A 14,364-nucleotide genomic window follows, 5' to 3' on the forward strand; every position below is an offset into this window, starting at 1 on the left:
CGAATAAAATGAAAGCTGGCTCGATTCTTGAATAAAACATCCCAGGTTCAACTTTTTGACGCAACAGGAAGACGTATGGCGAGCGGTGCCGAAAAGTTAGTAAATTTAAGAAATTTCACGCAAAACAATGCGCACCTTATCAAAGGTTTTGGAACGCCGTTGGCCATTATGGCTATTCTGGCGATGATTGTTTTGCCAATTCCGGCTGTGGTGCTGGATGTTCTCTTTTCATTTTCAATTACTTTGTCACTGGTGGTTATGCTGGTGGCTGTTTATACCCAACGTCCGCTGGATTTCGCCGCCTTTCCTACCGTATTGCTTATTGCTACGGTACTACGCTTAAGCCTTAACGTTGCCTCTACGCGTATTGTTTTATTAGAAGGACATAACGGGCCCGGTGCTGCAGGTTCTGTTATTGAAGCCTTTGGTAGCGTGGTCATAGGGGGTAACTACACTGTTGGTCTGGTGGTGTTCGCCATTCTGGTTATTATTAACTTTGTGGTTATTACTAAGGGTGCCGGTCGTATTTCAGAAGTAACCGCTCGCTTCACCCTTGACGCCATGCCTGGTAAACAAATGGCGATTGACGCTGACCTTAACGCGGGACTAATCAACCAGGAAGAAGCCAAAGCACGACGCAGCGATGTAACCCGTGAGGCCGATTTCTACGGCTCTATGGACGGTGCCAGTAAGTTCGTAAAAGGCGATGCTATAGCCGGTATTTTAATCCTCTTTATCAACATTATCGGCGGGCTGCTCATTGGTATGATCCAATACGGACTCACATTCAATGAGGCTGTTGAGGTTTATACGCTATTAACCATTGGCGACGGCCTGGTTGCGCAAATTCCATCATTGTTACTGTCAGTTGCGACTGCCATTATCATTACTCGTGAAAATAACAGCCAGGACATGGGCGATGCGGTTGTTCTGCAATTGCTCGATAACCCAAAGGTTTTGGTCATTACCAGCGCGGTATTGTTTGCTATGGGCGTTATTCCCGGTATGCCGCACTTTGCCTTTTTAAGCATGTCGGGCGTGTTAGCCGGCGCAGCTTACTTTAAACTTAAAAAAACCAAGACTGAAGAAGGCGAGCTGGTTGAAAAAGAACAGGAACAGCAAGTTCAGCAGGCGCAACAAAAAGAGCTCAGCTGGGACGACGTTCGCCATGTAGACACTATTGGTCTGGAAGTTGGCTATCGCCTAATTCCATTGGTGGATAAGCAGCAGGGCGGTGAATTGCTTTCACGCATTAAAGGTGTACGTAAGAAGCAGTCTCAGGAATTTGGTTTTCTCGTGCCAGCTGTTCATATCAGAGACAACCTCGATTTAGGCCCCAACAGTTACCGCATTACCCTTATGGGCGTAACCATGGGTGAAGCTGAAATTCGTCATGACTGGGAGATGGCGATTAACCCGGGGCAGGTATTCGGTGAGCTGGAGGGTGAGAAGACAAAAGACCCGGCCTTTGGGCTGGATGCGGTCTGGATCCGGCCAGAACAGCGCGAACATGCACAAACACTGGGTTACACCGTGGTTGACGCGGCAACCGTAGTCGCTACGCACTTAAGTCAGATTGTAACCAATCATGCATCTCAGTTGCTGGGTCACGAAGAAGCACAAGAATTGCTGGATCGTCTCGGTCGCACACATCCTAAGTTGATCGAGGGGTTAATTCCGGATTTATTGTCGCTGGGTAACTTTGTCAAAGTACTGCAGAACTTATTGGATGAAGGTATCGCTATTCGGGATATGCGTACCATCGTGCAAACTTTAGTTGAGTACGCCGGTCGCAGTCAGGATCCTGAAGTACTGACAGCTGCAGTCAGAATTTCACTGCGTCGCTTAATTGTTCAGGACATTGCTGAGGGAGCCGCAGAATTGCCTGTCATAACTTTGGCGCCAGAGTTGGAACAGATGTTGCATCAGTCATTGCAAATGGCTGGTAATGACGGAAATCAGCAAGGCGCCGGAATCGAACCGGGTTTGGCCGAACGCCTGCAACAGTCATTACGCGAAGTGCATCAGCAGCAGGAAATGAATGGTGAACCTTCAGTACTGCTGACTTCGGGGCTTCTACGGTCAACCATGGCGCGTTTTGCGCGTCACGCTACCGATGGTATGCGCGTGTTGTCCTATCAGGAAGTACCGGATGATAAACAAATTCGCATTGTCAGCTCAATTGGTGGACAACAAAACGGTGGTGAATAAACCACCACGCAAGAGTAACGGGAGTCGCTTGTGAAGATTAAACGCTTTTTTGCCGAAGATATGCGCCGTGGTTTACAACAGGTTAAAGAAACTTTAGGTCCGGATGCGATTATCCTGTCCAATAAGAAAGTAAACGGTGGTATTGAGCTGGTTGCAGCCATTGACCCCGATGCCCAGCAGGCACAGCCAATGGCTGAGCAAGCACCGAATGAGCCTGCCGCGTCAAAAACGCCAGAAGTGCCGGCCGAATCTTTGCAAGAATTATTGCAACGTCAGGCTCAGGCTGAACAGCCCGCACAACGCAGCGCTGCGCAAGCGGTTACTGAACCGTCACAACGGCCAGAACCGGAAGCCGAACCACAAGCCTTCGCTGATACTCAGTTAAGCGACGATATTTTTCCTGAGCAAGTAAATGCACCAGCAGCGGACGACTCCCAGGCCATTGCTGAGCTGCGCTCTCAGGTCAACGGTATTCGCCAATTGCTGGAACACCAGTTGAGCGGCTTGATGAAGCAAGAAATGGATCGTGAAGAGCCAACCCGCTCTATGCTGATGAATCGGTTAATGGATATGGGCTTGAGCGAACGAGTTGCGGATCAGATTGCGTGTTTTATTCCCGAAGGCGGATCAGATGATGAGGTCTGGGAACAGACGCTGCATTTATTAGAGGGACAGCTGAATACCACTTCTGACGATATTTTGACACGCGGTGGTGCAGTGGCTTTAGTTGGCCCCACGGGTGTTGGTAAAACCACGACGATTGCAAAATTGGCGGCTCGTTATGCGCAACGCCATGGTGCCGATAAAGTGGCTTTAATTACCACCGACACTTTTCGTATTGGTGCCAGTGAACAATTACAAACCTATGGCCGTATAATAGGATGTCCGGTCAAAGTGGCAAAAAATGCACAGGAACTGGCAGATGCATTACTTGCGCTACGTCAAAAAAGTCTCATTTTGATTGATACGGCAGGCATGGGTCAGCGCGATAAGCGTTTGAACGAACAGTTAAGTCAGTTAATTCAGAATTCACGGCTTCGTATTCGCCCGTATCTGGTGTTGTCGGCAACATCACAAAGCCAGGTGCTGATGGATGCTGTTAAGCAATTTAAAGCGCTGCCTTTGTCTGGTTGTATTTTTACTAAGCTGGACGAATGCTTAAGTTTAGGTGAGAGTATCAGTGTAGCAATAGAACATGGCTTACCAGTTGGCTACTTAACAAATGGTCAACAAGTACCTGAAGACATTCGGGTAGCAGATGCCAACTTTATGGTTGCCGAGGCTGAGCGCCTGCTTGATAAAAGCATTTGTTCCTCAGTGTCAGACGTGCCAAAATCGTACTGGAATGAGGCGTTTTCTCGCTGAATGAGCCAATATAATATAAAGCTGTTATCAATTTAGTCAGAAAAGAGATACGCCCGATGGATCAAGCAAGCGGTCTGCGAAGAATGAAACAATCGAAAATAAAAGTTATTGCGGTAACTGGTGGTAAAGGCGGCGTTGGGAAAACTAACGTGTCGTTGAATATGGCTATCGCAATGGCTAAGCAGGGCAAACGAGTACTAGTGTTGGATGCTGACTTAGGTTTGGCTAACGTCGATGTTATGTTGGGCCTGCGGGTTGAGCGCAACCTTTCTCATGTGCTGAGTGGGCAGTGCGAGTTAGAAGATATTCTGATTGAAGGCCCGGCAGGAATCAAAATTGTTCCGGCGACATCGGGCACGCGCTCTATGGTCGACTTGAGTGAGTCGGAGCATGCCGGCTTAATAAGAGCTTTCAGTCAGCTTCAGGGAAGCTATGATGTATTAATTGTTGATACCGCAGCGGGTATTGGTAATACCGTTGTCAGCTTTGCCAGGGCGTCGCAGGATGTTTTACTCGTGGTTTGTGACGAACCGACATCAATTACCGATGCATACGCACTGATAAAAGTGTTAAGCCGCGAGCAAGGCCTGTTTAAGTTCAAGGTGGTTGCTAATATGGTAAGAAATCTGCGCGACGGACAAGTATTGTTCAATAAATTAACGAAAGTAACCGACCGGTTTTTAGATGTCGCTTTAGAACTTTCAGCAATTATACCTTTTGATGATAATTTGCGCTTGGCTGTTAGAAAACAACAACCTATGGTTTTAGCTTACCCAAGATCACCGGCCTCTTTGGCGATAAAAGCGTTGGCTAAGAAAGCCATTGACTGGCCTGTTCCGGCTCAAGCCGGCGGGCATTTAGAATTTTTTCTTGAACAATTGATAACTTCTGCCGATAACGATAGTAAGCGGGATGTTGCCAATGAATAAAGCTGCCGTTTATGCTGCCACTGCTGACAACCGGAATGCTATTATTGAGCAGCATACCGGGCTGGTTAAGCGTATTGCACACCACATGATGGCGAGACTTCCAGCCAGTGTGCAAGTGGATGACTTGATCCAGGCGGGCATGATTGGCTTATTAGAAGCTGCGCGTAACTTTGACAACAGTAAGGGCGCCAGTTTCGAAACCTTTGCCGGCATTCGCATTCGTGGTGCGATGCTGGATGAAATTCGCCGTGGTGACTGGGCTCCGCGCTCGGTTCATCGTAATCATCGGCGTGTATTGGAAGCCATTCGGCAGGTTGAAAATGAAACCGGACGCGATGCAAAAGATACGGAAGTGGCCGCAAAGCTGAATATGGGTATGGATGAATACCACAATATTTTGCGGGATGTCAGCACGGGACGAATTGTTGGTATTGAAGATCTTGGTGTATCAGAAGATGCTATCATGCCAGAGCAGGTAACGGGTTCACCCTATGAGCCACAAAAAGATGTTGAGAACGCGGCGTTTCATAAAGCGTTGGTCTCCACAATCTCTTCGTTACCAGAACGTGAAGCTTTGGTGCTTTCGTTGTATTATGACGAAGAATTGAATTTAAAAGAGATAGGTGAAGTGCTGAGCGTGAGTGAATCACGAGTCAGTCAAATTCACAGTCAGGCAATGTTGCGACTGAAGTCGCGAATGCAAAATTGGGTTGAATAAACTTTGGTTGTAATCGAGAGCCTCAGTGGAGGGTGCTTTGGATAAAAACATGAAAATTCTCGTTGTGGACGACTTTTCTACAATGAGACGAATCATTAAGAACTTACTTCGTGATCTTGGCTTTACTAATATACAGGAAGCAGATGACGGTAATACCGCATTGCCCATGTTGCAGAACGGTGATTTCGACTTTGTCGTAACCGACTGGAATATGCCCGGTATGCAGGGAATCGACTTGCTGCGTGAAATTCGCAAGGACGATAACCTTGCGCATTTACCGGTGTTAATGGTAACGGCGGAAGCCAAACGAGAGCAGATCATTATGGCAGCTCAAGCTGGAGTAAACGGTTACATTGTAAAACCATTTACAGCCGTAACGTTGAAAGAAAAGCTCGACAAGATTTTCGAACGAATCAGCTAAAGGGCGAACGACTATGTCTGATAACGCCCATGATATTTCTCTGGATCAAGCCAAGGAACTCGTAGCCTTGCTTGAAGACGGGAAACAACAGCAGGCTAACCAATTACTGGAAGATGTTTACAACCGTCGTAATGACAAGTTGTTCACCTCTGTAGGCCAGTTGACACGAGACCTCCACGAAGCGCTCCAAGATTTTCAGGTTGACCCTCGCATTGTGCAAATGACGCAGGATGATCTTCCGGATGCGCAAAACCGCCTGCTGTATGTCATTGAAAAAACGGAAGACGCCGCGAACCGCACTATGGATGCGGTAGAGGCCTGTCTGCCACTTGCAGACGATATGCATAACCGTGTCGAGAAAGTGATGCCGGCCTGGAATCGGTTAATGAGCAACGATATTCAGTTAAATGAATTCAAGTCTTTATGTCATGAGGTCGATGACGTACTTAAGCGCTGTGGCGAAAACATGCCTCAAGTGCACGGGTTAATGACTGAAGTGCTTATGGCGCAAGATTTTCAGGATATTACCGGGCAAGTTATTCGCCGGGTTATTCAATTGGTCGAAGACGTTGAAAAGAACCTGATTGAGTTACTGAAGATATTTGGTAAAGAAGAAGAACGTCGTAACGCGGAAAAAGCAGGGGCTGCGCCTAAGAATGATGCTGCCCATGCAGAAGGCCCAATTATCGATGCTGATCAACGCGATGACGTGGTTGGCGGACAAGACGAAGTGGACGATTTGTTGTCCAGTTTAGGTTTCTAGGAGCATCAGTCGCATGAGCTTTGATATGGACGAAGACATTCTGCAGGATTTTTTGATCGAGGCTGGAGAGATCCTCGAACAACTGTCTGAGCAGCTAGTTGAACTGGAAAATGATCCGCAAAATAAAGACCTGTTGAACGCTATTTTCCGTGGCTTTCATACGGTTAAAGGTGGTGCAGGGTTCCTGTCGTTAGGGGCTTTAGTCGATACCTGTCATGGTGCGGAAAACGTATTCGATACCCTGCGTAATGGCCAACGTACGGTCAATTCCGACCTGATGGATGTGATTCTTCAGTCTCTGGATACTATCAACACTCAGTTCGCGCAGGTGCGCGCCAAAGAAGAACCTGAAGCTGCTTCACCAGAGCTACTGGAATTATTGCATAAGTTAAGTGAACCAGAATCTGAGGACGAAGCGCCTATAGAGGTTCCAAAAGATGAACCTGCCGCAGAAACAGCCCCGGAGCCAGAACCCGTAGAAGAGGAAAATAGCAGCGAGAGTATTGACGAAATCCAGGATGATGAGTTTGAAGCTTTGCTAGACGAGTTGCACGGTGAAGGCAAAGGTCCCGGAAAAGAAGATAAGCCAGCGGCTTCTAAACCTGAGGTAAATGAAGACAGTGATGAAATTTCAGACGATGAATTTGAGTCATTGCTGGACGAACTTCATGGAAGTGGTAAAGCCCCTCAAAGTGCTGATAAAAAGCAAGAAAAGCAGAAAGAGCCTGCAAAAGACGACGAAATAACAGACGACGAATTTGAATCCTTGCTGGACGATTTGCATGGCAGTGGCAAAGCGCCGACACCGAAAGGTGATAAGCCAGCCAGTGAGCCTGCGCCGAAAAAGCCTGAAGCAAAAGAGCAGCCAAAGCCTGCGGCAAAACCAGCATCTAAGCCAGAACCGAAACCTGAGCCAAAATCAGAGCCTAAAGCGAAACCTGCAGCGGCTCAGCCAGTAGATAAAAAACCAGCTGCACCAGCGCCTGCTCCGGTTGAAACTACTGTCCGGGTCGATACCAAGCGCTTAGACGAAATTATGAATATGGTCGGCGAGCTGGTATTGGTTAGAAATCGTCTGTTGAGCCTGAGTAACTCTGATGAGTCAGACAGTGCTGAAATGGGCAAAGCTATTTCGAACCTGGATGTTGTCACTGGTGACTTACAGGGCGCGGTGATGAAAACCCGGATGCAGCCAATTAAGAAAGTGTTCGGTCGTTTCCCGCGGGTTGTTCGTGACTTGGCTCGTAGCCTTAAGAAAGAAATCAACCTTGAAATGTACGGTGAAGACACCGATTTAGATAAAAATTTAGTTGAGGCGTTGGCCGATCCTTTGGTGCATTTGGTCCGTAATTCTGTTGACCATGGTATTGAAATGCCGGATGAGCGTGAAGCGAATGGTAAATCCCGGTCGGGAACTGTCACCTTGTCGGCGTCTCAGGAAGGCGACCATATTATGCTGTCGATTAAAGACGATGGTGCCGGTATGGACGCTGAAAAACTGAGAGGCATTGCCGTTAAAAAAGGCATTATGGACGCAGACTCTGCTGCCCGTTTAAGCGATGAAGATGCTTATAACTTGATTTTCGCGGCTGGTTTCTCTACCAAAGACCAAGTTTCGGATATTTCCGGTCGTGGCGTTGGCATGGATGTGGTTAAGACCAAAATCAGCCAACTCAACGGTAGCGTTAAAATTAACTCAGAGCTAGGTAAAGGCACGGAGCTCTTGATTAAAGTGCCGCTGACTTTGGCAATATTGCCGACGCTAATGGTCGCCGTAAGAGATCAGACGTTTGCTTTGCCGCTTGCTGTTGTCAGTGAAATTATCGACCTGGATATGAAGCGTACCAATACCGTAGACGGCCAGTTAACCCTAATTGTACGTAACCGTGCTATTCCGCTGTTCTTCCTAGAAAAATGGCTAGTTCGTAACCATGATGGCTCCAGTCGTAAAGAACAAGGCCATGTAGTGGTAGTGCAAATAGGCAACCAACAAGTAGGCTTTGTGGTGAACGCATTGATTGGTCAGGAAGAAGTGGTTATTAAACCATTGGATAAGTTACTGCAGGGTACGCCGGGAATGGCTGGGGCAACAATCACCAGCGACGGTGGTATTGCTCTGATAGTTGATGTGCCCAGCATGCTCAAGTATTACGCTAAAAGATAACGGGATAAGCCGTTCATGACTGTAAAAGTTCTCGTGGTAGACGACTCGGCGTTTTTTAGACGCCGGGTGACTGAGATTTTAGAAAGCAATACCAACATTAAAGTGATTGGTAGTGCGAATAATGGCGAAGAAGCGGTAGAACAAAGCCGGATCCTGAAGCCGGACGTTATTACTATGGATATTGAAATGCCGGTAATGAACGGCATCGATGCTGTAAAAGCCATTATGAGCAGCAACCCTTGTCCTATTTTGATGTTCAGCTCGCTGACTCATGAGGGAGCGACGGCAACGCTGAACGCACTCGAGGCCGGTGCCGCAGACTTTCTGCCGAAGAAATTTGAAGATATCGCCCGTAACCGCGACGAAGCAGTAAAAACTCTGCAGGATCGCGTTATAGCGATTGCCCGGCAGCCGGTAAGCAGAACAACGTCGCGGCCATCAACACCGGCGCCCGTTGCGAAGCAACCAGAGCGTCCGTCAGAGCCCACTACAGCGCTGGATCGTATTCGGCAACGCAATAATGAACTGCAAAGTCAGCGTGAAAGTGACGCGCAGACTGCGACTTCGGCTGGCACATTAACAATAAACCGGGCTTATCAACTACTGGCGATAGGAACGTCGACCGGTGGCCCTGTTGCACTGCAAAAAGTACTTACCCAATTACCTGGCAATTTCCCTTACCCTATTGTTATGGTTCAGCATATGCCTGCAGCGTTCACAAAAGCTTTTGCACAGCGTCTGAATGGTTTGTGTCAGATTAATGTGAAAGAAGCAGAAGACGGTGATGTACTCAGAGCCGGGACAGCTTATTTAGCGCCGGGCGGAAAACAACTTATGGTCGAAGGCAGGCCTGGTAGTGCACGTTTAAGGGTAAAAGACGATACCAGTGGACGCATTACTTATAAGCCGAGTGTAGATTTAACCTTTGCCAGTATGTCAAAAACCTATATGGGTAAAGTACTTGGCGTCATTTTAACCGGCATGGGTGCTGATGGCCGTGACGGCTCACGTATGCTGAAAGACCAGGGCGCGACTATCTGGGCTCAGGATCAGGCTAGCTGTGTTGTGTACGGGATGCCTCAGGCGGTTGCCCAGGCGGGCATTTCAACCCGCAGCATCGGCCTCGAAGGAATGGCCAAGGCCATTATGAAAGAAGTCGGTTACAGCGGCTTATAGCAGGATGAGTGAATGATCGTATGGACGGTAGCTAATCAAAAAGGCGGGGTCGGAAAGACCACCACAACCGTTGCACTGGCAGGCCTATTGGCTGAACAGGGGAAACGAGTGCTTTGTATTGATACCGACCCCCATGCGTCATTAACCTATTATTTTGGTATTGATTCGGAATCGCTTGAGTCCGGTTCCTTTGATGTTTTCAGTGCCGGTAAAGCCGTAACCGCAGACTTGATACGCCGCAGTATTTTGCCTACTCAATTTAAGCACCTGAGCGTTATGCCTGCTACTATGGCGCTGGCCACGCTGGACCGTAAACTCGGCACTCAGGGTGGTATGGGCCTGGTCTTAAAACGTGGCCTGGCAATGGTTGCTGACGACTTCGATTATGTGCTTATTGATGTGCCACCGGTACTGGGGGTTCTTATGGTCAACGCTTTAGCCTGTTGCCAGAGAGTATTGATTCCGGTTCAAACCGAGTTTTTAGCGCTAAAGGGCTTAGAGCGCATGATGCGAACCTTAACGCTAATACATAAGTCTCGCGGTGAGAATTACGCTTATACTATTATCCCGACACTTTATGACAAGCGAACCAATGCGTCTTTGCAAACGTATAAGAAACTCATTGCACGTTATGGTCGCTCGGTCTGGAATGGCATGATCCCAATAGATACGAAATTCCGCGATGCCTCTAATGAGCAGCTAACGCCTTCTGCTTATGCACCGAAATCGCGGGGGGTGCTGGCTTACCAGTCACTATTAACTAATTTGAAGCAGTTGGAAGAGCGTTGATTTATGACGACTAAACGCGACCGCAGTGAAGCTGCTATGGCAGAATACCTCAATGCTTTATTGCTTGAGGAAGAAACGGTTGAGTTTGATAATGAACCGGTTAAACGACTGCTAGAGCAAGCAGCACCTAAAATTCAGGCGGTTGCTGAGGAAGAAACAGTTAGCTTAAACCGTGAACAGGATTTATTACCTTTAGTTTCTGCAAAAGCGGACGATAGCTATAAAGAGCCAGAGGTTGAAACGGTTACAGAGACAGAAATTGCAGTAGAGACTGTTAACCTGACAACTGCTGAGACAAATATTGACACGGAAGTACATACTGACACCCAGGCAGAAGTGGAAACTGAGGTTTCTGAGCCACCACCGGAGGCACTCCCTGATGCGATGTCAGAGTATATGGAACAGGACTTTCAGGCTTTATTTTTTAAAGTGGCAGGTTTAACCCTTGCGGTGCCGCTAAAAAGCCTGGGAGGTATCCATCAACTGGGCAAAATTAGTCCGCTGATGGGAAAACCTGATTGGTTCCGGGGTATTATGACCGAGCGTGACAATAAACTGCAGGTGGTTGATACGGCTCGTTGGGTAATGCCCGAAAAATGTACTCCGGAGCTGGAAGAGAATTTAGATTATCAATATCTAATTACTTTGAATGACAGCCCATGGGGACTGTTGTGTGAAGAATTAGTAACCAGTGAACCTTTGCAGCCGCAATCGATTCAGTGGCGTAAGGAAACAAATAATAAGCGACCCTGGCTTGCCGGGGTTGTCCGTGACAGAATGTGTGCATTGCTGGATGTTAACGCATTGATTACACTTCTGGATAAAGGTCTGGGACATATCCAGCAAGATTAATAACGCATGGCGGAGTAAGAGATGAGTAAAGACAATCGCGCTATAAAGAACGAAGCTGACGTTGATGGTAATGACGAGGTTCTGCAGTGGGTCACTTTCCAGCTGGAACAGGAAACTTACGGTATCAATGTAATGCAGGTTCAGGAAGTGCTGCGCTACAGCGAAATTGCTCCCGTACCCGGCGCACCCAGTTACGTATTAGGTATTATCAATTTGCGAGGTAACGTGGTCACAGTCATTGATACGCGTCTGCGCTTTGGCTTGCAGACGACCGAAGTCACTGACAATTCACGTATCGTGATCATTGAGTCTGAACAGCAGGTTATTGGCATACTAGTCGATAGTGTTGCCGAGGTGGTGTATCTGAAAACCTCGGAAATTGATAGCGCTCCGAATGTGGGTACTGACGAGAGTGCTCGCTTTATTCAGGGCGTAAGTAACCGAGATGACGAACTTCTGATTCTGGTAGACCTGGATAAAATGCTTACCGATGAAGAGTGGGATGAAATCTCCCGTCTGAGCTAAATGATGACGAACTGGTTATTTGCTATTTCAGCGCTGGCTCTTGGGCTGGCGCTTATTGCTTTAGTCGCGGTGGTTATTACCTCGCGACGGCAAGCCGAGCTTATTGAACGTCAGCAGCAACGCTTGCTCATGCTCACGGAAACCGCCAGTGAAGTGTTGTCGCTACGAGAACAGTTCAAACAACAACCCACTGAAGCCTCCTCAAAAACCGACTTTGCTCAGCAGCAATTGGTTGCTCAGTTGCAACAGCAAGTTGCGCAGCTAAACGAGGAGCAACAGCAGTTACAGCAAAGGTTGCAAGAAGTTGCGGAGCAGGAGCCGGGTAGTAAGCTTTACCAGCGCGCAGCTAAGTTAGTGGCAAGCGGAGCTAGTGTTGAAGAGCTGATGCAGGAATGCGACCTGCCGCAGGCTGAGGCTGAGTTATTAACCTCGTTGCACAAGAAAGGCGCATAAAGCGGTTTAACCCTCTTCCCATTGTCTAGGGAATTTGCCATCCAGTAGGTACGCGAAAGCGATAATTTCCGCAATAATAATGTACAGCTCGCGTGGAATTTCATCACCCACATTCAGTTTGGCCAGCGAATCGGACAGCAACGGATCTTCATGGACTAAGACGCCATGCTCTTTGGCAACGGCAATAATTTCTTCAGCAAGTTCGTCAAACCCCCGGGCTATGACTTTAGGCGCATTAAAGCCGTCGTAAGACAAACCTATCGCTTGTTTTTCTTTCTTGTCACTCATACTGTCACCCGAATAATACCGCTGTGCTGCTGCGCCAGGTTGTCCGGAATTTTACCTTGCTGAACCCGAAGCTTAACGCTGTTAACCTCCAGTTCGGCAAGCCTTTTTTCAAGCTTTTCGACATTACTCTCAACCACTTTTTGCGCCGCTTTCGTTTCAGTGTAGAAGTCAACCGATGACCCTTGCGGGTGGTAGCGACCTTTAACCAGCAAAGGCCCGGTACTTTCCAGTTCAAAGCGCAGGGTAAATAACCATAAGGTGCGGCCGTTACTCTCTTTATTACTGCTTTCGCGCTCACTGCGAATAAGCAGTTCATGCTGCTGTGGTTTTTGTGTATCAGCGGGTAGCAGAATGTAATATTCCGGTTGTTGAGGAGGCGAATCCTGCAACCTGGCCTGACTGCTTTGCGCCGAGTTAAGGATGCCGGTAAAAAGCTGTAGTAGTCGCTGCAACTGTTGTTGCGGTAATTGTTGCAACAGGGCATTAATGCGTTCGCGCACTTCACCTGCATTGTCAGGGGCAGGGTTAAGCACCTGCTGAATAAAGGCCTGAGTAAACTGATTTGGTGAGGTTCTCGCTGCTCCAGTACTGCTGGTCGTTTCCGGTTGCTGCTGCATTGCCAGACCCAGCAGCGTCATTAGCATTTGTCCAAGACCTCCCATTTGCTGACTGGGTTGGGCGCTGACCGGGCGCGCCGCAAACCAATCGCTGACCCAGCTCTGCAAGGCCTGGGGGCGTTGCATGGCATCTGGTGTTGGCATTTGCTGAAGTACTTTGACCAAAAGCTGTTGTAAGGCCTTAGGCGGTGACTGCAATGCCTCTCTTGCCGCTTCTGCTGACAATCGGGCCGTTGGCTGCTGAATGCTTTCAGCCGTGCCTGTCGATGAGGGCGAAGGCCGCAGGCTTTGCGGTATAAAATTCTGCAATGCCTGTTGAAATTGTTTCGGTGTTATTTGTTGAGCTTGTTTTATTGCTAACCCGGTTGCCGCTGGTATCGAGACTTTTTGCGTTGGTGAGGTCTGGGCAGCGGTGTTTGGCTGACTTACTGGTGGGTTAACTGGTTGAGTGCCAGGCCTTGATGTTACCGGCTGTTGCGGTGTCGGTTGCACCGTAGCAACCCGGCCCTGCTCAACAAAGGCTTTAATCAGCTTTGGTGGCAGTTGAGTTACCGGTACATCTGCAACAGCCACCGGTTTTGTTGCACCCGTGCTGAGAGCTACCCGAACTATCGGCTGTTTAGGATCTGGCTGAGTTATTGTCAGTTGCAATTTTGTTGCCGCCGTTAATGGCGGCTGAATATTTTTGGGCGGGTTAGGCCATTGCCAGTTGTTACCCTGAATACGAGGTGGCTGCTGGCCTTTCGCGGGCTCAAAAGTTACCGGTAAACTGATCTGGACCAATAATTGAGCGAGTAACCGGGTCGTATTTGCCTGATTCAGCGAGCCTGCATTTATCGAAGGCGTCGGAAGGTTACCCTGTTTTGGAGCCTGAGTTGTGCTTACGGTAGAATTGCCACCAGAGGTGGAGCCGCTGAAAATACGCATTAGACTGGACAATTGTTGCTGTTCGGCACGAGCTAACGTTCGTTCCGGAGAGGCCATCATTTGTTGTAACAGTTGCTTAATATCAGCCATGCGCTTTACCTAATTTTTATGGTAGAATCTTGGGCATTTGCGTCAGCTTACCAGTAAGGTTCCGGTTGTAAAATCC

At 48.2% G+C, this 14,364-nt stretch carries 14 protein-coding genes; 12 read left to right on the plus strand and 2 right to left on the minus strand.

Annotated elements, in window-relative coordinates:
* Positions 1 to 75: 75 nt before the first annotated feature.
* The 12 genes from flhA to U0358_RS04335 are packed head-to-tail and all read left to right on the plus strand — an operon-like array spanning position 76 to position 12,366.
* A complete protein-coding gene (flhA, locus tag U0358_RS04280; protein WP_317498507.1) occupies positions 76 to 2,211 on the plus strand; it encodes a flagellar biosynthesis protein FlhA in 2,136 nt (711 codons plus the stop codon).
* A 30-nt stretch (positions 2,212 to 2,241) separates the two neighbouring features.
* Positions 2,242 to 3,576, plus strand: a complete 1,335-nt coding sequence (flhF, locus tag U0358_RS04285; protein ID WP_322407192.1) for a flagellar biosynthesis GTPase FlhF — start codon at positions 2,242 to 2,244, stop codon at positions 3,574 to 3,576.
* A 56-nt stretch (positions 3,577 to 3,632) separates the two neighbouring features.
* On the plus strand, positions 3,633 to 4,505 hold the full coding sequence (locus tag U0358_RS04290; RefSeq protein WP_322407193.1) for a MinD/ParA family protein: 873 nt from the start codon (positions 3,633 to 3,635) through the stop codon (positions 4,503 to 4,505).
* A complete protein-coding gene (locus U0358_RS04295) occupies positions 4,498 to 5,223 on the plus strand; it encodes an RNA polymerase sigma factor FliA (RefSeq protein ID WP_322407194.1) in 726 nt (241 codons plus the stop codon). Before U0358_RS04290 ends, U0358_RS04295 begins: the two co-directional genes overlap by 8 nt.
* Before the next feature lie 37 nt (positions 5,224 to 5,260).
* The gene (gene cheY, locus U0358_RS04300) at positions 5,261 to 5,644 is read left to right on the plus strand and encodes a chemotaxis response regulator CheY (RefSeq protein WP_016341317.1); all 384 of its coding nucleotides are present in this window, start codon (positions 5,261 to 5,263) and stop codon (positions 5,642 to 5,644) included.
* Positions 5,645 to 5,657: 13 nt separating this feature from the next.
* Positions 5,658 to 6,407, plus strand: coding sequence for a protein phosphatase CheZ (locus U0358_RS04305; protein ID WP_317498511.1), 750 nt, complete (start codon positions 5,658 to 5,660; stop codon positions 6,405 to 6,407).
* Between the two features lie 13 nt (positions 6,408 to 6,420).
* Entirely contained in the window at positions 6,421 to 8,571 is a 2,151-nt protein-coding gene (locus U0358_RS04310) for a chemotaxis protein CheW (protein WP_317498512.1), read from the plus strand.
* 15 nt (positions 8,572 to 8,586) lie between these two features.
* A complete protein-coding gene (locus U0358_RS04315; protein WP_317498513.1) occupies positions 8,587 to 9,747 on the plus strand; it encodes a protein-glutamate methylesterase/protein-glutamine glutaminase in 1,161 nt (386 codons plus the stop codon).
* 12 nt (positions 9,748 to 9,759) lie between these two features.
* The gene (locus tag U0358_RS04320) at positions 9,760 to 10,536 is read left to right on the plus strand and encodes a ParA family protein (RefSeq protein ID WP_317498514.1); all 777 of its coding nucleotides are present in this window, start codon (positions 9,760 to 9,762) and stop codon (positions 10,534 to 10,536) included.
* 3 nt (positions 10,537 to 10,539) lie between these two features.
* Positions 10,540 to 11,388 (plus strand): chemotaxis protein CheW, encoded by an 849-nt coding sequence (locus tag U0358_RS04325; protein WP_317498515.1) that lies wholly within the window; start codon positions 10,540 to 10,542, stop codon positions 11,386 to 11,388.
* A 21-nt stretch (positions 11,389 to 11,409) separates the two neighbouring features.
* A complete protein-coding gene (locus tag U0358_RS04330; RefSeq protein ID WP_317498516.1) occupies positions 11,410 to 11,913 on the plus strand; it encodes a chemotaxis protein CheW in 504 nt (167 codons plus the stop codon).
* Positions 11,914 to 12,366, plus strand: a complete 453-nt coding sequence (locus U0358_RS04335; protein ID WP_322407195.1) for a DUF2802 domain-containing protein — start codon at positions 11,914 to 11,916, stop codon at positions 12,364 to 12,366. It begins immediately after the preceding gene.
* 6 nt (positions 12,367 to 12,372) lie between these two features.
* Here the strand turns inward: U0358_RS04335 and U0358_RS04340 are convergent, their stop codons facing one another.
* Positions 12,373 to 12,654, minus strand: a complete 282-nt coding sequence (locus U0358_RS04340; RefSeq protein WP_011234359.1) for an EscU/YscU/HrcU family type III secretion system export apparatus switch protein — start codon at positions 12,652 to 12,654, stop codon at positions 12,373 to 12,375.
* Complete coding sequence (locus U0358_RS04345; protein ID WP_322407196.1) at positions 12,651 to 14,288, minus strand: flagellar hook-length control protein FliK; 1,638 nt, start codon at positions 14,286 to 14,288, stop codon at positions 12,651 to 12,653. The genes U0358_RS04340 and U0358_RS04345 overlap by 4 nt, the downstream gene beginning before the upstream one ends.
* Positions 14,289 to 14,364 lie beyond the last annotated feature (76 nt).

Source organism: Idiomarina sp. PL1-037 (assembly GCF_034422975.1).
Taxonomy (GTDB): domain Bacteria; phylum Pseudomonadota; class Gammaproteobacteria; order Enterobacterales; family Alteromonadaceae; genus Idiomarina.